The sequence below is a fragment of the Streptomyces sp. AC602_WCS936 genome (genome assembly GCF_019049125.1).
Classification (GTDB): Bacteria; Actinomycetota; Actinomycetes; order Streptomycetales; family Streptomycetaceae; genus Streptomyces.
The window spans coordinates 76,280-98,444 of the sequence record NZ_JAGMUF010000057.1 but is presented as its reverse complement, the minus strand read 5'-3'; the positions used below and the strand labels follow the sequence as shown (position 1 = coordinate 98,444).

Genomic DNA, 22,165 nt, shown 5'->3' with positions numbered 1-22,165 from the left:
CGACGAAGGCGAGATGCCACGTGAAGTCCCTTCCAGGCAACGCGAGGTGGCGCCAAGTCCGAAAGGTAGCTCCCCCAGGAAACCCCCCTGCCCCCCGCCACGCTGTTCTGACAGACGAACAGAATGCGGCTGAATCCTAACCCACCGTCAGCCCCTGGGGCATGTGCCGTGGATCACAGTGCGAAGATGCGGATGCTTGCGCCTTCCCGTCAGGTTCTCGCGGAACTGATGTGCGACAGCCAGGAGAACTGCCGGTGAACGGGCAGCACGCTTCGAAGTTGTCCCGTATGGGGGTGTGAGTTATCCGGTGAGGGCCAGGTAATGGCGTCGGGCGATGCCGAGCATGGCCAGGTGCGTGCCGTTGCCCTTGAGTCGGCAGTTCCGCAGAATCTTCCAGTTCTTCAGCCGTGACAGGGTGTTCCACTCGTGCTCGCGCCCGCCGGTGGACGGAGATTTCCGCTTCCTGGCGGGGTTGAGGCGCGCCTGGCCTCGTCGTTGACGGTGTGGGATGAGCGGGCCGGTGTCCTGTAGTCGCCGCCGATGGTGGGTGCGCCGCGGCAGTCCGGTCGACGCCGGATTCGGTGAAGCCCGGCAGTCGTTGCGGCCGCCGGGCAACGGCAGTCCGATAGCCACCTACCAGGCGGCTGTTGGCGTCGATCACGCCCACATGTTGGTCAAGTAGCGGGACTTCTTGTCTATTGCAATGATATTGCGGTCGCGGGTGGGCACGGGGTGCCGTCGACGATGTAGACGGTGTCCTTGCGTAGCCCGTCCACCGGCGGCACTACCGCGGCACGCCCTCACTCAGCGGTCATGGCTCTTGAGCGTCTTCAAGGCGCTGGTGGCCGACTTGCGAGCTTTGAGGCGATTACGTTCGACGATGGTCTCGGGTCGTCTGGTTGTTTTGCCCACGTCGTGACGGGTGGCGGGATGTCGGTTCTTCGAGCCAACTAGCCTTCCCCTGATGCGACGTTGAGGGTTTCGGTGCACGGGCTGGGCAGTGCAGGTGCGGGCGGCCCGAGGGTCTGCTTGCTCATGCGGAAGGTGTGTTCCAGGTCGAACCTGCGCAGGAACGCCTGCCAGCGCAGAACGACATCGCCGCTGGTCATGCCGGTCTGTGGACGAGCCCTGCATCGATTCCTAAGAGGAACACCTTCCGTTGACGGCGTGGTGGAGGAAGGCGGATGCGAGAGCGGTCAGGTCGCCGGTGCGCCAGACGACGGCGTAGTCGAAGGTGGGACCGTCGGCGATCGGCAAGCAGGTCAGGCCGGGGCGTGGGTAGAGCTGTTCGGTTTGGGCGCCGACGATGGCCACGCCATGGCCAGAGGTGACGTAGGCCAGCATCTCCTGGAAACCGGGCAGCCGGGTGATCGTGGGCGTCGGCCGGGTGAGTGGCAGGTGGTGCTCGATCCAGTAGTCGGGAAGATTCTGGGCGAACAGGAAGGTCTCCTGAGTCAGGTCCTCGGGGGTCACTTGGTCGCGTCGGGCCAGATGGTGGTCGGCGGGGACGGCGAGCAGTGCGGCTTCGGACAGCAGCACAGGCCCGACCGTGAGATCCGGTTCGGCAACGGGCAGCGGCAGGATCGATAGGTCGACTTCGGCGCGGCGCAGTGGCCCGTAGAGGTCGTCCAGTGCGGTCTCGCGGATGGTGACCCGGCAGCCCGGCGTACCGGCGTGGAAGGCGTCGACCGACGGCAGGACGCGGCGGGCGATGGCGGCGGACATGTAGCCGAGGTGGAGCTCACCTGTGGTGCCGTGGCCGGTGGCAATCGCTCGCGCGATCGCCGTCTGGACCTGTGCGTAAGCCGGGCCGAGCTCGTCCAGGAGCTGTCGGCCGAGCGGGGTCAGCTCCACCCGGCGCGTGCTTCTGGCGAACAGTGGTGCCCCGAACCGGCGCTCGAGCTTCTTGATCGTTTGGCTGACCGAGGCAGGCGCGACCCGCAGCCGCTCTGCGGTGCGGGTGAAATGCAGCTCCTGAGCCAGAGCCAGGAACACCTCGATGTCCTGCCGTTCCATCCCTCCATTGTTCACCCTGGCTGAACGATTGTTGACGAACCCGCCGTTGATGGCGGGGTTGCCGACGTTCCAGGATTGCCCTGATGTCACAACGAACCGCAGGACTGACGATGTGGGAAACGGTACCGCGGCTGCTGGCTCAGCATCGCTACCTCGTCCTCGGCACCGCGGACGGCGAGGGTCGGCCGTGGGCCAGCCCGGTGTTCTTCGCCGCCGACGGGCAGCACCGGGTTCTGTGGGTGTCCTCGCCGGACAGCCGGCATTCACGGAATGTCGCAGCGCGTCCGGAGGTGGCGATCACCGTCTTCGACATGGCTGCGCCCGTCGGCGGGGCGGAAGCGATCTACCTGGAGGCAACTGCGGGGCCGGCTGCCGACGACGCCCGCGCGGCGGACCTCGCCTTGCTCAACACTCGCCTGCCGACCGGTCACCAGCTAGTGCCGGAGGACCTCGAACCGGCTGGGCCGTTGCTGGTCTATCAGGCCGCGATCTCCAGGCATTTCGTGCTCATCCGCGGAGGGGATGCCCGTTTCGACAACGTCACCGATGCCCGGCTCCCGGTGTTTCCAGCCGACCCCGAGCACACCACCCACACCACCTGAAGGAGACGCATGGCAAAGCTCATCTACTCGATGATCACCTCGCTCGACGGCTACGCCGAGGCGGCGGACGGAGACCTCGGCACCGGGGCGGAGGATCCGGAGGTGCATACCTTCATCAACGACCTCTTCCGCCCCGTCGGCACGTACCTCTACGGCCGACGGATGTACGAGACCATGGTCTACTGGGAGACCGCGCACACCGAGCCCGACCAGCCGCCGCACATCCTGCGGTACGCCCGCGACTGGCAGTCCGCGGAGAAGATCGTGTACTCCACGACGCTGGAGTCGGTGTCCAGCGCGAAGACCAGGATCGAGCGGACCTTCGACCCGGACGCGGTGCGCGGGCTCAAGGCCGAGGCCGATCACGACCTGACCATCGACGGTCCGAACCTCGCGGCCCAGGCGATCGCGGCCGGCCTGGTGGACGAGTACCACCTGTTCATCACCACGAGTGTGGTCGGCGGCGGCAAGAGGTTCTTCCCCGACGGCGTGCGCATCGATCTCGAGCTGGTCGAGGGGCGTACCTTCGACAGCGGACTGATCTACGCGCGCTACCGGACCCGCTGAGCCGCGCCGCTTGCTGAGATTGCGCCGGCTTCGGCTGTGTGGCGCTGGGGGCGTACCGCCACCTACATTCGCCGTCGCGGTGCACCTGATCTACTGCCTGACCCGATGGGCGTGGGCGGTCGGCATCCCCCTCGGCGTATCGCCCGAGTTCCTGCGGGCATCTCCACAGGCCACAGCGGGTTATCGCTCGTCTAGTACGGTCACGGCCAACACCGCCACGGCGGTGGCTTACGACGTGAAGGTGTTCTTCGCGATGGTCGCATGAGGCGGAGCGGGCCAAAGCTCAGCGTCCGTCCGGCGTTTCGGGCCGCGTTTGCTCCCGCGTCTCGGAGAGGCAAAGGCCGTTCGCAGTCCGGAGGCGGCCGACCGGTGGGCCTGGCTGGTGATCGCCGCCCATGCCCAGCTGCGGCTCGCCCGCCCGCGTCCGGAGAGGGTTCAGAAACCTGTGCACGAAGGCCGGCTCTCCGGCCGGTGCGCCGGAACCGTCTCGTCCCGGCCCCGGTCGGCCACCGGGCTCGAGAAACCGTCACCCGCCACCCGTCATGACGTGGGCAGAATCCTTGCAACCGGCGAGGCGTTCAGCCGTCCTGCCCGCCACAAGGTGGGCATGAAGCCGCGTCGAACTGGAAAATGACAAGCTAGGACCCCACCCTGGATGAGAAACCGCAGGTCAGGGCCGTAGCGCGTTGTGCTCCCGGCAGGACTCGCACCTGCGACACACGCTTTGGGAGTTCCGTCCGCAGTGCGGCCCGGGCCTGCTCGGCGGGTTTTGGCAAGCCTTCTCGACTCCGACGAAGGACGCTTGTGTCCGGCGCCATTCGTCCTCTGTGGTGTCAGTCGTGGATGCCAGCTGGCTCGCAGTCCCGGCTCGTTGTCCGTGGCGCGTGTTTCACTCTCTGGCCATGGACGAACAGGAACTGCTCGCAGCCGTTGCCTCCTTGGTTCGGCCGGGCGGGCGAGAGTTGGTGTGCGACCGGTCTGGGCACCTGGCGGGGCATGTATGCCTCGTGGTATCCGACACAACCAGCCTGTCCACTCTCCTGAAGGGGTTCAACCGTCGGTACGGGCAGCTGCGCAACCTAGTCATGGGCGGTTACGTCGATCCGACGGTGACCGAGCGGACCGGGCTACCGCTCCTTGCTCCTTTCGCTGGGGAGCTGGTTGAGATGCGCGGGTGGGCGTTCGGCAGTCGGTGGATCGGCTGCGGTGTGGTCCGTGCCGGGGACGGCGAACAGCTGGTGGTGCTCGTGGCGGAGCGGGCTGCACCGTCGCCAGATGCACCGCCGGAGGGAGTCTCCTGGGTGGACCCTCTTCTCCGTGTCATACGTTGGGACGCGCGGGACGCCGCGCAACCCTGGGCGGAGATCGAAGGAGAAGTGGGGACTGAACTGCCCAAGGATTGTCGTATATGGGTTCAGCGAGTGATCGAACTGACCGGGTGGAAGCCGCTCGGGACCTCCGTCGACTGGGCGGCGATCGAGGGAGAGCTGGGGGCGCCGCTGCCGGTGGACTACAAGGAGCTCTACGAGGCGTTCGGCGGCGGCATCTTCAGTGATTCCGTCTACTTTCTGGGACGCGACGAGGGCGTCTCGTTCAACTTCCTGACACAGTGGCGGGTCTCCCTGTCGGTCGACCAGGACAGCAAGCACGGAGACGTCTCCGCCGTCGATCCCTATGCGATCTACGCGCCGGGCGGCCATGGGGTGGTTGTATGGGGCGCCACCGAATGGGCCGACGAGTACTGCTGGCTGATCGACGCCGAGCGGCCGGGCGATTACCCCGTCCTTGCGCGGTCCCATGACGGCGGCCCGTGGCACCGGTACGACATTTCCACCTCCGAGTTCCTGTTCCGCGTCCTTGCCGATGCCGGATTTCAACCTTTCGGGATCGCGCAGTACGACCTCGGCGCGACGTTCAAGCCCGGCTCCGGCGGCCCCTTCGACGGCCGACCGCTCTGACGAGAGGCGGGCCGTCTCACGTTCGTGGACACGACAGTGTCGTCGTTTCTCATCGAAATCCGTGAGCCAGGTGATCACCGACTGCCTCCGGAACCGGTCGCCAAACGCTGTTCCTGCGACACCTTCTGCGGGACTCGGTCCACTCACCTCGCAGGCGGGCAGTTCCGACGACGGCTTCGGCCGGCGACTTCTCGCATGTGCGGGATTCATGTGACGTAGAGCACTTCCAGGAACCATAGGCAGCGACGGCGACGCCAGCCTAGAGTCCTGGGGTTTGCGGAGTGTTTACCTCCGCACCGCCCGGCCCGGCCGTCCGCTCCGTACACGACCTGTACGCGCATGCGGAAACCGGGCCGATTCCCCGACTCACGAGGAACCGGGAAGCATTCGCATGAGCACGTTGGAAGCCTGGGTCGTCGACCTCAACGACGCCTTCTGGACATATCTGCTGATTCCGCTGGTTGCCGTCGCCGGCGTCTGGTTCACGTTGCGCTCCAAGGGTGTGCAGATCCGCCTGATCCCGGAGATGTTCCGGGTCCTCAAGGACAAGCCGCAGTCCGGCGTCAGCCCCTTCGGTGCCTTCACCATCTCCGCCGCCGCGCGGATCGGCACCGGCAACATCGCCGGCGTGGCCACCGCGATCACCATGGGCGGCCCCGGAGCCGTCTTCTGGATGTGGATGATGGCCCTGGTCGGCGGTGCCTCGGCGTTCGTCGAGTCGGTCCTGGCCCAGCTGTACAAGGTGCGCGACATGGAGCCCGGTACGTACCGGGGCGGCCCTGCCTACTACATGCAGAAGGCGCTCGGAATGCGCTGGCTCGGTGTGGTCTTCGCGGTTCTGATCACCCTGACGTTCGGGTTCGTGCTGACCGCGGTGCAGTCCAACACCATCACGGTGGCCACGAAGGGTTCCTTCGGCTCGGACGCCTCCTGGTTCAACCCCGTCCTCGGCGTCGTGCTGGCCGTGCTGCTCGCACTCGCCGTGTTCTTCGGCGTGAAGCGCCTGACGGCCGTCACCAAGGTCATCATCCCGGTGATGGCCGGGCTCTACCTGTTGGTCGGCCTGGTCATCGTTCTCCTCAACCTCGGCAGCGTGCCGGGCATGCTCGGCGACATCATCGGCGGGGCCTTCGGCTTCCGCGAGGTCGCGGGTGGCGCCGTGGGCACGGCGATCCTGCAGGGCGTGCGGCGCGGCATGTTCTCCAACGAGGCGGGCATGGGTTCCGCCCCGAACGCCGCCGCGTCCGCGGAGACCACCCACCCGGTCAAGCAGGGCCTGGTCCAGACCCTCGGCGTCTACTTCGACACCCTGGTCATCTGCACCATGACCGCCTTCGTGATCCTTTCCGCGAACCCGACCCTCGGCGAGCGCGGCGGCGCGGACGTCACGCAGTCCGCATTCACCAGCACGCTCGGCGACTGGGCCGGTCACCTGCTGACCCTGGTGATCTTCATGGTCGCCTTCAGCTCCATGATCGGTAACTACTACTACGGCGAGTCCAACATCCAGTTCATCACCCGCAGCAAGAGCGTGATGAGCTCGTACCGCGCCATGGTCATCGCCTGCGCCGTCCTCGGCGCGGTCGGCTCCGTCCCGCTGGTCTGGAGCCTCGCGGACGTCACGATGGGCGCGATGGTCCTGGTCAACCTGATCGCTATCGTCCCCCTCGGCGCGGTCGCCTTCCGTCTCCTCGACGACTACATGGCCCAGCGCAACCAGGGCCTCGACCCGGTCTTCCGGAAGGAGCAGGTGCCGGGCCTACGCGGCGAGGTGGAGTGCTGGGGCGCGTCGGACGAGGACTCCACCCCGAAGGAGCGGACGCCGGTCGGCTCGCTCTGACACGAACGTACTCGGGCACGACCGTGCACGGCCGAAGGGCGGCATCCTGGAAGGGTGCTGCCCTCGGGCGTCACAGGGCCGGACGCGGCTGCGGCGCGAAGGGGGCACCGGCCGCTGCGCCGTCGAGCGCTCGATGCGCGAGAACAGCCCGAAGCGGCGGCGGCGGCGCAGATCGCGACCCGGTGACAGGCGTCGAATCGCCGCTCGGCACCGGCCGCCAACGTACATCCGGCGATTGCGGTCGTGCAGCCCGTGTATGTGCGGGACGTGTTCGGCGATCTGGTTGGGGCCGGGTCAAGTGCTCCTCGCAGGCCCACACGCGAAACGACCGGGCCGGCTCCGCCGACACTCGGGAGGACGGGCCCACTCACGCGCACGGTGACGACACCTACGAGCACGTCGGCTTCGCCGTCCACTTCTTCGGCCGTGAACACGAGGAAGGAGGAACCGCGCCGCCGCATCCCGCGCCGGACTGCTGCGCGTCACTCCCCTGCTGAGGCTGCATGCCCGCCTCGTCGGCGGGCTGCGGGCACGGTCGTGCACGACATCGCGAGCATCTCCGACGCCCCGCTCGTCCCGCCCGTCTGGCAACCCATGACCGTCCACACCTACCTCGGCCCCGGGGCAGACGACGACAGCCGGCCGGCCGGACGCCCCCTGATACCCAGTCGCGCCGGGCCACTGAACGCATCCTCTTCGACATGGATCAGAAGCACCCATTAGACGTCGTTTTCCTTTGACCCATGGGAGTCGTCGGCTGGTCGTGGAGAGTCTTGTCGAGCGCTTGGTACCGGATGAGTTGTGGGAGCTGTTCCGGAGCGTGGTGCCGCCTAGCGTCGTGCAACGGCCTCAGGGCGGGGCCGACGACGCGCCGGTGCTGGGGAGGTGCTGGCAGCGATCGTGCCGGCGCTTCACACAGTGGAGCGACGAACTTGGCGCGCAGGGGAGGCTGGACTGGTCCAGGTGCGCTATCGGCTCGGTGAGCGTCCACGCCCTCCTACGGGGCCTCTGACCGGACCGAATCCGACTGACCGTTGCAAGACCGGATCAAATTCACTTGATCTGCGATCGCAACGGGCTGCCGATCTCGCTCGCGATCTCTGGCGCCAGCCTCCATGACAGTCAGGTCCTGGAACCGCTGGTGCGCGCCATCCCGCCCATTCGATCCCGTCGGGGACCGCGTCGGCGCCGGCCCACCCAGCTCCACCGGGACAAAGGCTACGATTACGAACACCTGCAGCGCTGGTTGCGCGAGCTCGGCATTGCCCCACGCATCGCCCGTCGCGGGGTCGAGTCCTCCCAGCGCCTGGGCTGCCACCGTTGGGTCGTCGAGCGCACGGTGTCGTGGCTCTCGGGATCCCGACGCCTGCACCGACGCTACGACCGCCAGGCCGAGCACTTCCTCGCCTTCGCCGGCATTCCTGCTGCTCTCATCTGCTACCGCCGCCTGGTCGACCGATCCAGGTGATCTCAGGTCGGACTGTCGGCAGTGCCCAGGGCTCCAGAACACCGCTCACCAGATCGGCAAGGAACTGTACCGCCCCACCGGTGTAGTGCCACCACGCACCGTTGCGCGAGGCGACGGTGACCGTCCATTCCTGCGGCCCGGCGGGGCTGGTGGTCCACAAGAAGAAGTCTCCCTGGTTGGAGGAGGACCAGGGAAGCAGGCCGCCCGGTGCGGGGTACGGATGCATCGGGACGGCCAAGTCGGCGTCCTCGCACCACTCGGCCAGGACTTCCAGGTCATCGGTATCTTCGGCCCAGGCCACTTCGGCACCCGGCGCCGGGCCTCCAACACGCATGAAGTCACTCAGCTCGAACGTTGGGTAGAGCTCACAGAGGAGCTTGTAGTCAGCAGGCAGAGCCGTACCCAACACACTCTCCAGCCGTGGCCAGTTGACACCCGCTGGGGTCGGCAGACGGTGGGCCACAAGGTCAGGCAGCACCCGTTCGAGTTCCGCGACTGACGCAGTGGGGTCGGTCAAACGGCTGCCTGGAGCCTGCGTACCTGCGAGATCGTCCACGCGAGCAGACTGTCACAGCAGCACCCCACCCTGACGCTCGCCCCTGGACAGCCGCCAAAGGAAGCGGCGTCTTGGATTAGCCGGAGCGGTCGACGAGGTCCTCGAGGGTCAGGCCGCTGGCAATCAGGACGGCGCGGACCGGTTCGAGCCAGGCACGGTGGGAGAGGCCGGCGTTGGGAGAGATCGGCGCTGGGCGCCGGCCGCGTCTGGCCGTGCCCGGCAGCGGCGGGGGCTGGGCGGGCCGTCAGCGGCGGTGAGGACCTGCATGATCAGGCCCAGCCAGGGCAGAAGGACCGCGCCGCCGCATGTCCGAGCACGATCATGACCGTGCTCCAGGTGAGGACCACGGCCGGCACAGCCATGGTCACCACTTCGTACGGGACATTTCCAACTGTGTTACGGAACAATGGACCCGTACGCCACGGCGCGTTACCCTCCGCCACCCCGTCCGCGAGGCCGGGCATCCCAAGAGTTAGCGCTTTGGGGCGGATACGTCACTTCTGCTCCTCGGTGGTGCGGCGTCCGTCATCGTGGAGGGCCCGGGCGGCACTTTCGACGCCGCACTCACGTGCGGCCCCATGTGCCGAAGATCAATCCAAGAGGGTCCAAGCGTCCGACTGAGCGCTGCATCTGGCTGGCTGAGGGCTTGAATCGGCGGTTCGTCGTGCCCCAGGGTTTGTGTTGCTCCCGTCGACTGACCCTCACTCCTCCTGAACAAGGGGCGGTTCACTGTTCCGGTCAAGGTCACTGACTGGTCGATCGCTGTGGGGGTGGCGGCACTTCTGCTGGGCACCGGGCTGTCCGGGCCCCACCCGTCCGGGGGCCGCGAGGTGCTCGGCCTGGCGCTGCTGGCGGCCGGCGCGCTGGCGCTGGCCGCGTGCCGCCGGGCACCGCTCGTGGTGCTGGCCGTCACCGGGCTGTCCGCGGTGGGTTACCAGGCGGCCGGGTTCGAGGTGCTCGCCGTCTCCTACCTGATCGCGGTCTACAGCGCCGTACGCGCCGGGCACCGCGCCGTCACCCTGGCTGCGTCCACGGGCGTGCCGGCCGCACTCCTCCTCACCTCCCTGGTCTTATGGGGCGGTCCTGCGCGCGAGGTCGTGACACCGGCCCGGACCACCCTGGAGATCGCCTGGCTGATCGCCGCCTTCGCGGCAGGGGAGGCGGTACGGCGTAGTCGTAGACGGACGACGAGCACGTACGCCACGTGTGACGACCGCCGACGCCACCAGTCACAAAACCGTCCCAGAACACCAACTACCTAGATCGGATGCTCTCTGAGCCAGCTCTCCGAGGTGTCGCACCGGCCGCACCATCAACCGGCTCAAGGCGCGGAGGAGATGGAGAAGACCTGGTTGACGTTGCCATCGCAGGGCTGGGTCACCGCCGGCGCTCCGGTGGACTTTCTCGATCCGCTGATGCCGACGCACCCACCGCCCACCACATGGAGCACATACTGATCGTCGCCACCGGAATCCGACGACTCGATGCGGAACCTGCTCGTCTTGCCGCAGTCGTCCCAGGGCTCCAGCAGCGCGGCACCGGTGCGAACGGTCACCGCCGTCAGACAGCCCTTTCCGTGCTCGGGGTGGTACCACTGCACACGGAACGTGCCTCCGCCCGCGGGCACGAGCTCGGTCTCCTGGGGCGCGACGTCCCTGCACGGGCGCTGCACGGCCACCAACGAGTCGTACCCTTCGGCACGTCCGTCCGTCAGACACAGACCGTCCGCCAGGGCCGGACGGATCTCCACCGAACCCCGCGGCAGGGCGGTGCGGTCCCCCGAGGGCGCGGATGCGCCCGCTCCCTCCTCCGCGGAATCGCCAGACTCACCGATGGAGCCGACGACCCAGGCGGTAGCGGCCACGAGCGAGAACACGGCGAGCCCCAACAGCAGCACGGGCATCCGGCGCCACCGCCACCCCGGCCCACGACGCGTGCGCCACCCCTGTGTTCCCGTTTCGCCCTCGTCGATGCCTTCGGCCTGGTCCATCCCGCCACTGACGGCCCTTTCCCGGGCTTCCAGCCATTCCCGCACCCGTTCCCCGTCCCCACAGGCCCGTACGAACGCGGCCACCAGCTCTGGACGCGGCGTGACCTTCCCGCCGAGGACGTCCGCCAGCGTGCTGCGGGCCAGCACCTCTCCGTGCTCGGCGGCATTCTCCTCGAGCTGACGGTACGACAGCCCCGAACGTTCCTTGAGCCGTCGCATGGCGGTCGCGAACTCCCCTGCATCACCGACCTGCTGCGGCTGCATCTCCCCCACATTCGCCATGCAGACATCGTGAGCCGTCCTGCCACACGCGGACAACGCTGATTCCGGTCCTCCGCCACCGGCTCCGGACAGGATCCGGACACTCCTGTGACCAGTCCGGACAGGGAACGGGCTGTCCGGGACAGCACACGCCGTTGCCGCGGTCGACTCCGTGCCACAAGCTCGGATCAGCCCGCACGGCGAGACCGAACCGGGGCCGCGCACCGCTGGAACCGCAGCCGTACGCGGACCGGAACCGAGCCGGGCGATCCCACGAAGCTCACGAAGAACCGGAGGAAGGGCATGCTCGTACAACTGCGGACGATCTCGGATCGTCTGCTCGACAAGATGGCCCCGAAGACGACTGCGTCGGCGGCGGACTGCTGGCAGAGCGAGTGCATCTATCGCAGCTGCGAGGGACGCACCACCACGCTGATGTGGTACGAGATGTGCGAGGACTACCAGCGCGTCGGCTACTGCGGCTGCCGTATGTGACAGGGCGTCCGTCGCCCCCCACGTACCACGGCAACCGCTAGGCACCGGCTCCGTCCCGGCCCGCGCCGGGACGGAGCCGGTCTCCGACGACGTGTCTTCAGCGCCCGGCTCCACGCCGGCGGGAGGGTCCCGCTCCGATGAACTATGTGATCGTCAGCAGCCAGGTCCTGCTCGGCCTCGTCTTCCTGTGCTCGATCGCGGGCAAGGTCGGCTCCGCGGACGCGTACCGCGCCTTCCGGCTCTCGGTGGCGCACCTCGCCCCACCGCTGAGGCGCAGTACGAAGACCGTGGCGCCCCTGGTGATCGCCGCCGAGGCGGCCGTACCGGTGGCGCTCGTCGTCCCAACGTCCGTGACGGCCGGCTTCGCGGCAGCCGCACTCCTGCTCGTGGGGTTCGCCGTGGCCCTGACCGGTGTGCTCCGGCGCGGTGAGACCGCCGCCTGCCACTGTTTCGGCGGCTCGGAACCCGTCGCTGCCCGGCACGTCGTGCGCAATGTGCTGCTGGCCGGCGTGGCCCTCGCCGGGGCGGTGGGACGGCCCGTTACGCGGGGGGCGGAGACCGGCTCCTCGGCGGGACTGCTCCTGGCCGTCGGCGTCGGTGTCCTCCTCGCGCTGCTCACGGTGAGCCTCGACGACCTGGCCCACCTGTTCGGCCCGGTGGATCCCAAGGAGGCGGGAGCATGACGCGCTCCGCCGCGCTCGCAACACTCGGTGCCGGGTGCGCGGCGGCTTCGGCGGTCGTCGCGACGGTGGCCCTGATCCACCGCCGGTACATCGTCGTCACAGTGGAGGGCGAGAGCATGACTCCCACCCTGGCCGACGGCGACCGGGTCGTGGTCCGCCGAGCCCGGCTCGCCGCGGTCCGCAGCGGTCAGCTCGTCGTGTCCGGGCCGCCCACTGGTGAGCGCTGGGACCGCCACCCCCTACCCGCGTGGCTGATCAAACGGGCCGCTGCCGTCCCCGGGGACCGGGTGCCGAGGGACGCGGGCCCCGCACTGCGGGCGCTGGCCGAGGAACGCGTGCCGGACGGGCGGCTCGTACTGCTCGGAGACAATCCGGGGCGGAGCCTGGACTCCCGTCAGTGCGGCTACTTCACCTCCGGCCAACTGCTGGGCGTAGTCGTCCGCAGGCTCCCGCGCGCGACGGCCGGTGACCGTCAGTGACCCCTGTTCGCCTTCATCACCTGGCCACGACGGCCGGGCCGTCCCTGGAGGGACCAATCCGCCATGGCGTACCTGACTGCCCTCGTAGCGCTGTTCGGTCTGCTGAGCATCGTCAACCTGATGCTGACGTTCGGGGTCGTCCGACGGCTGCGCACCCAGGGACACGGGTCCCCGCCCGCCACCAAGGGCGACCCCTTCCAGGGCTCGGGGCTCTCTGTCGGAGAGCCTGTGGGCGACTTCTCCGTGCATGACACCGAAGGCAGGGTGTTGACCCGTGACAGTCTCCACGAGGGAATGCTCGTGGCCTTCCTGTCCCCGGGCTGCCTTCCGTGCGAGGAACTGCTCCCGAGCGTGGTGGAACTGGCCCGCGCGGCGGGACCGGGTCAGGTTCTGGCCGCCGTGGTGTGGGACGAGGACGGCGAGGAGCGACCCGACGCCTTCGTCGCCGCGCTGTCCCCGGTGGCCAGGGTCGCCGTGACTCGCCTTGAGGGCGAACTGACCCAGGCCTTCGGCATCCGGGGCATGCCGACCGGCGTCCGTATGGGTTCCGACGGCAGGATTGCGGCCAGTGGCCGTGCCCTGCTGCGTGTTCCGCACCCGACGAAGGCCGGTGCATGAGCGAGAACACGAACAAGGCTGCGAACCGCCGTACGGGCGGCGGCAGGGAACAGCTCGCGCCACGCGACGGGTTCGCCGCCGCCCGCGGTGCGGTCACGCTCGCCTGGCAGTCGGCACCCGCACACATGACGGGCCTCGCGACCGTCGCCGTCGCTGCCGCCGGAGTACCCGTGGGAGTGGCCTGGCTCACCCGGCTCGTTCTGGACCGGCTGACCGGTGTGAGCCAGGCAGCCCTGCTCGGGCTGGCCCTCGGACTCGGTCTGCTGGGGCTGGTGGCGGCGCTGCTGCCGCACCTCGGCCAGTACTTGGGCGCGCACCTCAACCGGGCGGCGGGTATGCGGGCGGTGGACCGGCTCTTCACGGCCGTCAACTCCTTCGGCGGTCTCGCCAGGTTCGAGGACCCCCGGTTCCAGGACCGACTGCGGATGGCTCAGTCTGCGGGAAGCCAGACCGTCGGCCATTTCGTGGAAACCGGGCTGAGAATCGCCGGCGGAGCCCTGAGCGTCGTCGGGTTCGTCGTCGCGCTCTACGTCATCAGCCCCGTGATGACCGGCCTGGTCGCTGCGGCGGCCGTGCCCGCGTTGGTGGCCGAACTCCGGCTGTCCCAACGCCGAGCGAAGAGTGCCTGGCGCATCAGCTCGGCGCAGCGCAGGGAGTTCTTTTACCAGTCCCTGCTGTCGAGTCTGGACGCGGCCAAGGAGATCCGGCTCTTCGCGGCCGGTGACTTCTTCAAGGACCGGATGCTCGACGAACGGCGCACGGCCGACGTCGAACGACGGCGGGTGGACAGCAGGGAACTCGTCACCCAGTCCGGCCTCGCGCTGCTCGGTGCACTCGTCTCCGGCGGCGGACTGCTCTGGGCAGTGCTCGCGGCGAAGCGGGGACAGCTGACGGTCGGTGACATCTCCATGTTCGTGGCCGCCGTCGTCGGTGTGCAGGGCGCGTTGTCCGGTCTCGTCGGCTCCCTCGCCGACGGGCACCATCAGCTGCTGCTGCTGAACCACTATGAGGCGGTGTTGCGGGCCGGGCCGGATCTGGAGCCGCCGGCCGACCGTGTCCTCCAGACCGGGCTTCCCGCGCTGAACCGAGGCATAGAGCTACGGAACGTTTGGTTCCGGTACGGCGAGGACCGTCCCTGGGTACTGCGCGGCGTGAATCTGTTCCTCCCCTGCGGCATGTCCGTCGCCCTGGTCGGGCACAACGGTGCCGGGAAGAGCACCCTGGTCAAGTTGCTGTGCCGGTTCTACGACCCGACTCGGGGCGAGATCCTGTGGGATGGGGTCGACATTCGCCGGGTACCGGTGCACGAGTTGCGACGACGGCTTGGCGCGGTATTCCAGGACTACATGAACTACGACCTCACCGCCGGCGAGAACATCGCCGTCGGTGACGTGCGGGCGCTCGGCGATCTGGCGAAGCTGACCACCGCCGCGCGGGAAGCCGGTGTGCACGACGTCGTGGCGAAGCTGCCGCACCGCTACGACACCATCCTGAGCCGTGTCTTCGCCTCCGGCGGCTCCGACGACGACGCTGGGGCGCTGCTCTCCGGGGGACAGTGGCAGCGCCTCGCTCTCGCCCGGGCGTTCCTGCGCAGGGACCCGGAGCTGCTCATCCTGGACGAGCCGAGCTCGGGTCTGGATGCGGAGGCCGAGTACGACATCCATCACCGGCTGCGGCGATACCGGTCGGGCCGCACCAGTCTGCTGATCTCGCACCGGCTCGGCGCGGTCAGGGAGGCGGACCGGATTGTCGTACTGGCTGACGGCCGGATCACCGAGGAGGGCTCCCACACCGAACTACTCGACGAGAACGGTACGTACGCGCGACTCTTCACCGTTCAGGCCAGCGGCTACCAGCCCTGAAGGGTGTCGCTGAAGGTCGTGACCACTCAGGTCGGGGTGGTGAGAGGGGCGTGTGCGGTCATGCGGCGGGGGCGGGTTTGCGCCGCGGGCTCGCTGAGGGTGCCGTCCAAGTGCACGCGGTCGGGGTAGTGCTCGCGCAGGTAGGCAAGCGCGACGAATGCAGGCTGATGCGGCGGGAGTTTGCAGCGGCGGCCACCCTCACGGGCGACGATGAGCATCGTGACCCACTCGACCAGCGCATGAGGCAGGTCGAGTGCGGCAGGACGAGGACCAACAGCGCTTCTGGACCGACAGGTTGAGACCATCCCCTGATCGGTGGCCAGCCTGAAAGGGCTCATTCCCTGCCAGCCTTCAGGCGACGCTACAGGTCCTCGTCGATGGGCTCGGGCTCACGGACGTACCACAGGTCGAGCACGTATCGCTCACGCGCCGGGCATTGCCGCCATGCCTGCCGGAGTTGGGGACTGCCCCACTGCTCGGCGACACTGCGCTGACCACACCGGTCGTAGTAGTCGGCCGTGGCCTGACGCCCGTCCCACCATGCATGACCTTCGCAGACGCCGGGGCGTGGCAGAACCATTTCGCCGGCCGGGCCGAGGGTGAGCTGGTTGACGACGCGTCCGCGTCGTAGACCTCGACAAGTCGGCGGTCAGGACGGGCGGAGACGCTGTACTCGGTGATCAGCGACATGGCAGGTACTTCCCTTGGTGAGTCGGGTCAGGGGTTGGTCTTCACGTCATCACGTCATCACGTCATCACGTCTTCACGTCAGCACGTCTTCACGTAGGACGAGTCGCAGGCACTTGTCGCGTATCGGGCTCCGCAGGCCCATGCACGGGGTTAGACGCGCGAGTTGCGCAGCGACTGCCACACAGCGCCGGCCAGTGCCCGCGTCGACCGCGGGACCGACAGATGTTCGTGCTCGCGGTACAGGGCCCAGTTGTACTGCACGAGTGACAGCTTGTTGGAGGACAGCGATCCCGCCTGGTGGGCCCTGTACACCGCAAGCGGCTCAGCCAGGCCCCGGGCGTCAGCGCCGTCCCGCATGATCGACAGCCAGAGCGCGTAGTCCTGGCGCTTGCGCATCTCCGGCATCAGCCTCGTGCCCAGGACGTTGCGGTCGTACATGGCCGTGAGGGCACCGATGTGGTCCCTGACCAGCATGGCGCGGTAGTCCACGTGCTCCCGCGCACGGATCACCCGGCCGTTGGGAACCCAGTCGGTGCTCTCGCCGGCGTAGTCGGCGTCCATCTTGAAGTACGAGGTGAACGTCAAAGGCGCGTGGCCTGCCGCGGCGAAGGCGAGCTGCTTCTCGGTCTTCTCCGGCAGCCACATGTCGTCCGAGTCGAGGAAAGCGATGTAGTCCCCGCGGGCCCGCTCGATGGCGAGGTTGCGGGCCCGGCCCGCGCCTCCCTGCTCAGGCGCGGGCTGGGGCAGGACGCGCTCGTCCTGGGCGGCAAACTCGCGCAGCAGGTCCATGGAGCCGTCGGAGGACTGGTCGTCGGTGACCAGCAGCTCCAGGTCGCTGTGGGTCTGCGTGAGTACCGATCGGACGGCCGCACCGAGAGTGGCCGCCGAGTTGTACACGGGCATCACGACAGACACCAGGGGCACAGCGCTTCTCCTTGCCAGAAAGGGAACGACGGTCCATTCAAGCACCGCTACCGATCAGGAGCTGACGTACAGATAGTCATCGCTGGTCAGAGGCATGTGGGGCTTCCTCATCTCGTACGCGCGGCTGTAGTCGTGGAGGTGGGCCGCGTTGTCCGACGCGACGGTCAGCCAGCCGCGCAGGACACGTTCCGGACCGCCGGTCTCGGCCCAGTTCCGCAGCCTGCGCTCGACCTGCCGGAACGTGTCGCGGTCTCCGACGTGCCGGGCCAGATTGGCCTGGGCGGCGAGGGCCTCAACCAGCATGGACGGGCGGACTTCGGCCAGGGGCTCGGCGAGTTCCACGGCTCGGCGGACGCTGACGGCCCACTGCTCCATGTCGCCCAGGAGGGAGGCGGCGTTGGCGGACCACTTGAGGGCGCGGCAGGCGATCATCCGCACCAGCACGCGGGGCGGCTCGGCCCACGGCACGGGCCGGTTGCTCACGGCGGCGAAGGGGCCGGGGTGCCGCCCGCCGTCCTCGTCCGCCTCCAGCAGGGCGACCGCCTCGTCCGCGGCCTCCAGCAGATCGGTGAGTGCCTGGGGCCAATGGGTGAGCCGCAGCTCCGAACTGCCACGGTAGTAACGGCACATGGCGGTCAGCGTGGCGTCGCCCAGCTCCAGCACCAGGACCAGCGCCCGGTCGCGCCGTTCCCGCTGGTCGCGGATCTCGCCGTAGCGGTCGTCGGACGACGGCCGCCAGGCGCCCCGGATGGTGAGCAGGCCGACGACCTCCCGGTAGCGCGCCACCCTCCCCTCCCGACCACGCACCGCGTCGAGCAGGGCGGCGGCGACCCGGGGGGTCACCTCGGCCGGCGGGCGGCCCGAGGGGAGGCCGCCGGGCCGGGTCGCGCGCGAACACTCGGGCGTCAGCGGGGCCGCCGCGAGGCACACCTCAGCCAGGCGGGCCGCGGCCGCGTCCTCCTGTCCCGACCGGGCCGCGAGCGCCTCCACCACCTGCTGCCAGGCGGTGGAGACTCCGGCGCTCACGACCGCTCCGCGCGCAGAGTGAGCCGGACGCCCGGGAGCGACGGCGGCTCGTCGCCCTCCACGGTCACCATGCCGCGCAGTTCGACGACGTCGTCGGGTGTACGAGAGTCGTCAACGGGTTCCAGCACGGTGGAGAGCCGCCGGTCGGCGGTGCCGATCTCCGCGACGACTCGCATGTCCGCCGGAGGGACCCCGGGGAGGCTGAGCGACACGGTGATGACCCAAGGCGCTTCCTCCGACAGCGTGACCTGCGTCTCGGGCCACGGCTCGACGCCCTCGCGGCTGCGGCCGGTCAGAGCGGCGAAGAACGCGTCGTCGGCCACCGGACGGATCGCCCGTCCCGCACCGCGGACGGCGATGTCCAACTCGGCGCTCCAGGCCACCAGAACCTCGCGCAGCCGCTCGTCCGTCGGGTCGGTCGCGTCCCGTCGTCCGCTCTTCACCTGCAGCAGCGCGGACTCCACGTCCAGGTGCTCCCGCAGGGCCCGGTCGAGGGCCGCCGTTCCGTGCCGCAGCTCGCGGTCCAGACGTGCGTCCAGGTCTTCGTGGTTCATGATCTTCCCTCTCTTTCCTGCTCTTTCCTGCTCTTTCCTGCCGGGGCTCAGGCCCGGTCGTCGAACCGGCGTATGCGCCGGAGGGCGCTGCGGGCGTGGCGGAGGTTCGAACGGACGGTCGCGACCGGGCGGTCGACCAGTTCGGCGATCTCCGCCGGAGTGTGGTCGGCGATCGTGAGCGCCATCACGAGCCGCTGCTCGTGGGGCAGCTCCCCGCAACATCTCCAGGACGTCCAGTGCGCCCGCGTCGACGAAGGGGAGGAAGTCCACCACGCCCAACTCCTGCTCGCGGATCTCCGCCACCAGCTCGCGGGGCGTGCGGCGGACCAGGCGGATCGCGGTGGTACGGGCGTACGCCGGGTGTGCCGTGATCGTCTCCCACTTTTCATAGACGACGGACATGGCCTCCGCCGCCGCGTCCTCCGCTTCGCTGTAGCGCGCTCCCATCTGGAGCAACAGCCGCACCAGAGGTGGGTACTCGGTGCGGAAGAAATCGTCGAACGCCCCACGGCTGTCCACGGGCATGGGTCCTTCCTCGCTGGAACCAAGAGGTGCCGCCCCGTGGTGCTGCGCGGGTGCCACGCCGGGAGCGGCGTCCGCGCCGGACGTGCGGCGGTGATGCACGACGTACGCCGCGGCGACCGCGAGCGCGACGGTGCCGCACACCGCCGTCAGCGCCACCGACTGTGTCGCCGCGTACAGTTCGGCGATCAGAAGCAGGGCGGTGCCGACGGCAACGAACACGGCGAGGAAACGCCCTGGACGTCCGGGGAGCGGCGCTCCGTCCTCCGGCTGGATCACGGCATTCACTTCCTCTCGAACTCGACGAGAAGTAGAGCTACGAACGGGCCCGCGCGTGCAATGCCCACCGAAATCTGTGCGGCCCCAGCGCGGGAACGCGCCCTGCACCTCGTAGGTGACGCCGTCCAGAGGTAGGGCGGGGTGACTGACGAAGGCCGGGCCTCTGATCACGCGAGGTCGCGGAGGTGAGCGATTCCGACCACGGTGTGTTGAACGCCCTGGCCCGGGAGGCGAGGTCAGCGTGAGGCAGCCCAGCCACGTGCTGGTTCGCGGGTACTCCCAGTTCTCGGTGTCCGCCAGGACGGCGGGGAGCTCCTGCCTCGGGACAGGGGGACCAGGCCGCTCTCCGAGAGTGCCGTCCGCCGCTGTCCAGCGTACGACCCGGCACACTTCGATCCATCTCCTGTCGACGAGGGAAAGAGGCACTGTGTCGGCGACCGCGGCCAGCCCCGACAGGCAGGCCTTCAGCGTGCTCGCAGTCAACGGAACACACCGGTTCCGGCAGTGGTCCCGGTGTCAGTGCCTGCCGCATAGATTGTGCGCATGGCCGCCGCGTTCAAGGACTTCAACTTCAAGCTCATCGTCGTCGAACAGCTGATGTACGTCGATGAGAGCCTCACCCCTCAGTTCTGCCTCGCCGATTTCCTGAAGGAGACGGGACTCGGCGACGACCCCTGGGAGTATGCGCAGCGGCACGGTCTGGCGTACCAGGTTGTGCCCGAGGCACGCAGCTACTTCGCGTCTCTGGAGATCAGCGAGGAGCTCCTGGCCGGCGTCGAAGAGCTGTGCATGGACGGCGGTAACCAGGTGTACCAAGAATGTGCCCCTGTCTGGGACGGCGAGGACGACTTGTTCGACGTCGCTTCCCTCGACGACCTCGTGCTGCTGCCGAATCTCCGGCGCGTGCTCGGCTCCGAGTTCCTGGGCCCAGAGCTGCGGAACGTCCTCGGCGCCCGCGGCATAGTCGCCGACTAGCCTTTGCGGGACAGGACGTTGGCGACGCGGGCCGACGCCGGTGAAAGCAGGATGCTGCAACGGGCATCGGTCGGGTAGCCTGCGGGCCATGTCGAGTCCTGAGTCAGACAAGGTGGGGGCTTTCGGTCACGCCGTCAGCCCCCTGCACCACTGAGCTCGTAGCCCTGTCGTCCCACCGCTTCCTGCGACGGGACAAGTGTGCGCTCAGGGCTGGCCGCGGTGACGAGATGACCTTCTCGTGCCTCTCCTCACCTCGGAGCCACTCGATGCCTCTCCCGCTGTACCTGCTTGCCCTGGCGGTCTTCGCCATGGGCACCTCGGAATTCATGCTCGCCGGCCTTCTGCCGGACATCGCCTCGGATTTCGGCGTCACCGTCGCAACAGCAGGCGTGCTCACCTCGGCCTTCGCGATCGGCATGATCGTCGGCGCCCCCCTCGTCGCTGCGCTTGCCCGCAACTGGCCCAGGCGCCCGGCCCTTCTCGCATTCGTCCTCGTCTTCGCGGTGGCTCACGCCGTGGGCGCCCTCACCACGAGCTTCCCCATCCTGTTCGCTACCCGGGTCGCCGCCGCGCTCGCGAACGCAGGGTTCCTCGCTGTCGCTCTGACGGCTGCGGCCGGCCTGGTCTCACCCGACAACAAGGGACGCGCGCTGGCCGTGCTGCTGTCCGGCACGACGATGGCCACGATCGCCGGTGTCCCCGGTGGGGCGGTGCTCGGCACGGCGCTCGGCTGGCGGGCCACCTTCTGGGCTGTCGCCGTTCTCTGCCTGCCTGCCGCTCTCGGTATCCTGAAAGGCATCCCAGCAGGACATGATGAGGATGAGGCGACTGGCAGGCCGGGGTTGCGAGCGGAGCTCGCCCAGCTCGCCCGGCCGAGGTTGATCCTGGTGATGCTGCTCGGCGCGCTGGTGAACGCGGCGACCTTCGGAAGCCTCACCTTCCTTGCCCCCGTAGTGACCGACAGCGCCGGGCTGGACGAGCTGTGGATCTCTGTCGCTCTGGTGCTCTTCGGCGCAGGGTCCTTCGTGGGCGTCACCACCGCCGGACGGTTGTCCGACCGAAGTCCCGGTCCGGTCATCGCGGTCAGTGGTCCGTTGCTGCTCATCGGCTGGCCGGCCCTGGCAGTGCTCGCCGATGAGCCGGTTGCCCTGTTCCTCCTCGTGTTCGTGCAGGGCGCGCTGTCGTTCGCGCTGGGCAGCACGCTGATCACGCGGGTCCTCTACCAGGCCGTGGGAGCCCCCACCATGGCCGGTTCATACGCGACCGCGGCGCTCAACGTGGGTGCCGCCGCCGGCCCCGTCGTCGGTGCGGCCACGCTCGGCACCGAAGCCGGGGTCCTCGGACCGCTCTGGGCGAGTGGGCTCCTCGTCGCGGTCGCGCTGCTCATCGCGTTCCCCCTGCATGCCGTCATCACGGCCAGCCGGAGCATCGAGATGCTGCGGTGACACATGCGAACGCCCTCTTGACCATCAAGGGACGCCGACGGCTCTTGGAGCGCTGCCGCACCCGCCCGATCGCGCACGTCGCCGCCGAGGCCGGTGTCTCCCGCGCCCCGCATGTCCAAGTGGAGAACCGGTACGACACACACGCCGAAGCCGGGCTGCGGGACCGCCCGCCCGAGCGTCCCGCGGTCCCTGAGCTCCTCGAAGGTGCCGCCCTCGCCCCGGTCGAAGAACATCGGGTTGTTGCGGATCGCCCGGTAGGACAGGTGCTTCAGGCTCGCGTTGGACTCGATGCGGCCGGCCGGACTGGGTGACCCGCCGTCTGACGGTCTCAGACAGCGGGCACCGACCGGGCCTG

General features: G+C 68.7%; 20 protein-coding genes and 4 pseudogenes. 15 read left to right on the top strand and 9 right to left on the bottom strand.

All coding sequences use genetic code 11. The features are described from left to right. Positions 1-300: 300 nt before the first annotated feature. The 3 genes and pseudogenes from KUM03_RS20520 to KUM03_RS20510 form a co-directional block, all read right to left on the bottom strand. A pseudogene (locus tag KUM03_RS20520) lies at positions 301-770 on the bottom strand (transposase); the annotation flags it as partial. Positions 771-804: 34 nt separating this feature from the next. After that, a pseudogene (locus KUM03_RS20515) lies at positions 805-1,118 on the bottom strand (hypothetical protein); the annotation flags it as partial. Between the two features lie 22 nt (positions 1,119-1,140). Beyond that, the gene (locus KUM03_RS20510; RefSeq protein WP_217250726.1) at positions 1,141-2,016 is read right to left on the bottom strand and encodes a LysR family transcriptional regulator; all 876 of its coding nucleotides are present in this window, start codon (positions 2,014-2,016) and stop codon (positions 1,141-1,143) included. A gap of 83 nt (positions 2,017-2,099) precedes the next feature. On the opposite strand from KUM03_RS20510, the gene KUM03_RS20505 reads away from it, so the two are divergent. The 7 genes and pseudogenes from KUM03_RS20505 to KUM03_RS20480 all read left to right on the top strand — a co-directional run bounded on the left by KUM03_RS20505 (position 2,100) and on the right by KUM03_RS20480 (position 8,451). Next, positions 2,100-2,618, top strand: a complete 519-nt coding sequence (locus tag KUM03_RS20505; protein ID WP_217250725.1) for a pyridoxamine 5'-phosphate oxidase family protein — start codon at positions 2,100-2,102, stop codon at positions 2,616-2,618. Positions 2,619-2,627: 9 nt separating this feature from the next. After that, on the top strand, positions 2,628-3,185 hold the full coding sequence (locus KUM03_RS20500) for a dihydrofolate reductase family protein (protein ID WP_217250724.1): 558 nt from the start codon (positions 2,628-2,630) through the stop codon (positions 3,183-3,185). A gap of 79 nt (positions 3,186-3,264) precedes the next feature. Further along, positions 3,265-3,450: a hypothetical protein gene (locus KUM03_RS20495; RefSeq protein WP_217250723.1), complete on the top strand. Its 186-nt coding sequence runs from the start codon at positions 3,265-3,267 to the stop codon at positions 3,448-3,450. A gap of 78 nt (positions 3,451-3,528) precedes the next feature. Further along, positions 3,529-3,819: pseudogene (locus KUM03_RS38470) on the top strand (transposase); the annotation flags it as partial. 268 nt (positions 3,820-4,087) lie between these two features. Further along, on the top strand, positions 4,088-5,143 hold the full coding sequence (locus KUM03_RS20490) for an SMI1/KNR4 family protein (RefSeq protein ID WP_217250722.1): 1,056 nt from the start codon (positions 4,088-4,090) through the stop codon (positions 5,141-5,143). A 391-nt stretch (positions 5,144-5,534) separates the two neighbouring features. Beyond that, positions 5,535-6,983, top strand: coding sequence for a sodium:alanine symporter family protein (locus KUM03_RS20485; protein WP_217250721.1), 1,449 nt, complete (start codon positions 5,535-5,537; stop codon positions 6,981-6,983). 763 nt (positions 6,984-7,746) lie between these two features. Then, positions 7,747-8,451 (top strand): annotated as a pseudogene (locus tag KUM03_RS20480) (IS5 family transposase). Here KUM03_RS20480 and KUM03_RS20475 read toward each other — a convergent pair. Continuing rightward, entirely contained in the window at positions 8,414-9,007 is a 594-nt protein-coding gene (locus KUM03_RS20475; protein ID WP_217250720.1) for an SMI1/KNR4 family protein, read from the bottom strand. The pseudogene KUM03_RS20480 and the gene KUM03_RS20475 overlap by 38 nt on opposite strands. Before the next feature lie 770 nt (positions 9,008-9,777). Between KUM03_RS20475 and KUM03_RS20470 the strand changes: the two genes are divergently transcribed. Beyond that, positions 9,778-10,269 (top strand): hypothetical protein, encoded by a 492-nt coding sequence (locus tag KUM03_RS20470; RefSeq protein ID WP_217250719.1) that lies wholly within the window; start codon positions 9,778-9,780, stop codon positions 10,267-10,269. 59 nt (positions 10,270-10,328) lie between these two features. Here the strand turns inward: KUM03_RS20470 and KUM03_RS20465 are convergent, their stop codons facing one another. Beyond that, the gene (locus KUM03_RS20465) at positions 10,329-11,279 is read right to left on the bottom strand and encodes a helix-turn-helix domain-containing protein (protein ID WP_217250718.1); all 951 of its coding nucleotides are present in this window, start codon (positions 11,277-11,279) and stop codon (positions 10,329-10,331) included. 282 nt (positions 11,280-11,561) lie between these two features. Between KUM03_RS20465 and KUM03_RS20460 the strand changes: the two genes are divergently transcribed. The 5 genes from KUM03_RS20460 (at position 11,562) to KUM03_RS20440 (ending at position 15,395) form a co-directional block, all read left to right on the top strand. Continuing rightward, positions 11,562-11,753, top strand: coding sequence for a hypothetical protein (locus KUM03_RS20460; protein ID WP_217250717.1), 192 nt, complete (start codon positions 11,562-11,564; stop codon positions 11,751-11,753). A 137-nt stretch (positions 11,754-11,890) separates the two neighbouring features. Continuing rightward, on the top strand, positions 11,891-12,436 hold the full coding sequence (locus KUM03_RS20455; RefSeq protein WP_217250716.1) for a MauE/DoxX family redox-associated membrane protein: 546 nt from the start codon (positions 11,891-11,893) through the stop codon (positions 12,434-12,436). Next, on the top strand, positions 12,433-12,915 hold the full coding sequence (locus KUM03_RS20450) for a S26 family signal peptidase (protein ID WP_217250715.1): 483 nt from the start codon (positions 12,433-12,435) through the stop codon (positions 12,913-12,915). Before KUM03_RS20455 ends, KUM03_RS20450 begins: the two co-directional genes overlap by 4 nt. Positions 12,916-12,978: 63 nt before the next feature. After that, a complete protein-coding gene (locus KUM03_RS20445) occupies positions 12,979-13,533 on the top strand; it encodes a TlpA disulfide reductase family protein (protein WP_217250714.1) in 555 nt (184 codons plus the stop codon). Beyond that, on the top strand, positions 13,530-15,395 hold the full coding sequence (locus tag KUM03_RS20440) for an ABC transporter ATP-binding protein (RefSeq protein ID WP_254399618.1): 1,866 nt from the start codon (positions 13,530-13,532) through the stop codon (positions 15,393-15,395). Before KUM03_RS20445 ends, KUM03_RS20440 begins: the two co-directional genes overlap by 4 nt. Positions 15,396-16,235: 840 nt before the next feature. Here the strand turns inward: KUM03_RS20440 and KUM03_RS20435 are convergent. From KUM03_RS20435 to KUM03_RS38905, 4 genes are read right to left on the bottom strand one after another with little or no spacing between them, the layout of a single operon-like run. Further along, the gene (locus KUM03_RS20435) at positions 16,236-17,009 is read right to left on the bottom strand and encodes a glycosyltransferase family 2 protein (protein ID WP_217250713.1); all 774 of its coding nucleotides are present in this window, start codon (positions 17,007-17,009) and stop codon (positions 16,236-16,238) included. A gap of 54 nt (positions 17,010-17,063) precedes the next feature. Next, positions 17,064-18,035 carry a hypothetical protein gene (locus KUM03_RS20430; protein ID WP_217250712.1) on the bottom strand — a complete coding sequence of 324 codons (972 nt, stop codon included), beginning with the start codon at positions 18,033-18,035 and terminating at the stop codon, positions 17,064-17,066. Further along, positions 18,032-18,589: a hypothetical protein gene (locus tag KUM03_RS20425; RefSeq protein WP_217250711.1), complete on the bottom strand. Its 558-nt coding sequence runs from the start codon at positions 18,587-18,589 to the stop codon at positions 18,032-18,034. Before KUM03_RS20425 ends, KUM03_RS20430 begins: the two co-directional genes overlap by 4 nt. A 47-nt stretch (positions 18,590-18,636) precedes the next feature. After that, the gene (locus tag KUM03_RS38905) at positions 18,637-18,978 is read right to left on the bottom strand and encodes an RNA polymerase sigma factor (protein ID WP_302185880.1); all 342 of its coding nucleotides are present in this window, start codon (positions 18,976-18,978) and stop codon (positions 18,637-18,639) included. 955 nt (positions 18,979-19,933) lie between these two features. Here KUM03_RS38905 and KUM03_RS20415 point away from each other — a divergent pair. Together KUM03_RS20415 and KUM03_RS20410 are read left to right on the top strand one after the other, a co-directional pair. Continuing rightward, complete coding sequence (locus KUM03_RS20415) at positions 19,934-20,365, top strand: hypothetical protein (RefSeq protein WP_217250709.1); 432 nt, start codon at positions 19,934-19,936, stop codon at positions 20,363-20,365. A 266-nt stretch (positions 20,366-20,631) separates the two neighbouring features. Then, positions 20,632-21,810, top strand: a complete 1,179-nt coding sequence (locus tag KUM03_RS20410) for a Cmx/CmrA family chloramphenicol efflux MFS transporter (RefSeq protein WP_217250708.1) — start codon at positions 20,632-20,634, stop codon at positions 21,808-21,810. The last annotated feature ends 355 nt before the right edge of the window (positions 21,811-22,165 follow it).

Bases quoted from the DNA above. Each gene is read 5' to 3' on its own strand.
- KUM03_RS20490 (WP_217250722.1), top strand. From the start codon at position 4,088: ATGGACGAACAGGAACTGCTCGCAGCCGTTGCCTCCTTGGTTCGGCCG.
- KUM03_RS20505 (WP_217250725.1), top strand. From the start codon at position 2,100: ATGTCACAACGAACCGCAGGACTGACGATGTGGGAAACGGTACCGCGG.
- KUM03_RS20485 (WP_217250721.1), top strand. From the start codon at position 5,535: ATGAGCACGTTGGAAGCCTGGGTCGTCGACCTCAACGACGCCTTCTGG.
- KUM03_RS20450 (WP_217250715.1), top strand. From the start codon at position 12,433: ATGACGCGCTCCGCCGCGCTCGCAACACTCGGTGCCGGGTGCGCGGCG.
- KUM03_RS20440 (WP_254399618.1), top strand. From the start codon at position 13,530: ATGAGCGAGAACACGAACAAGGCTGCGAACCGCCGTACGGGCGGCGGC.
- KUM03_RS20465 (WP_217250718.1), bottom strand. From the start codon at position 11,279: ATGGCGAATGTGGGGGAGATGCAGCCGCAGCAGGTCGGTGATGCAGGG.
- KUM03_RS20510 (WP_217250726.1), bottom strand. From the start codon at position 2,016: ATGGAACGGCAGGACATCGAGGTGTTCCTGGCTCTGGCTCAGGAGCTG.
- KUM03_RS20425 (WP_217250711.1), bottom strand. From the start codon at position 18,589: ATGAACCACGAAGACCTGGACGCACGTCTGGACCGCGAGCTGCGGCAC.
- KUM03_RS20410 (WP_217250708.1), top strand. From the start codon at position 20,632: ATGCCTCTCCCGCTGTACCTGCTTGCCCTGGCGGTCTTCGCCATGGGC.
- KUM03_RS20460 (WP_217250717.1), top strand. From the start codon at position 11,562: ATGCTCGTACAACTGCGGACGATCTCGGATCGTCTGCTCGACAAGATG.
- KUM03_RS38905 (WP_302185880.1), bottom strand. From the start codon at position 18,978: ATGAAAAGTGGGAGACGATCACGGCACACCCGGCGTACGCCCGTACCA.
- KUM03_RS20415 (WP_217250709.1), top strand. From the start codon at position 19,934: ATGGCCGCCGCGTTCAAGGACTTCAACTTCAAGCTCATCGTCGTCGAA.
- KUM03_RS20455 (WP_217250716.1), top strand. From the start codon at position 11,891: ATGAACTATGTGATCGTCAGCAGCCAGGTCCTGCTCGGCCTCGTCTTC.
- KUM03_RS20445 (WP_217250714.1), top strand. From the start codon at position 12,979: ATGGCGTACCTGACTGCCCTCGTAGCGCTGTTCGGTCTGCTGAGCATC.
- KUM03_RS20500 (WP_217250724.1), top strand. From the start codon at position 2,628: ATGGCAAAGCTCATCTACTCGATGATCACCTCGCTCGACGGCTACGCC.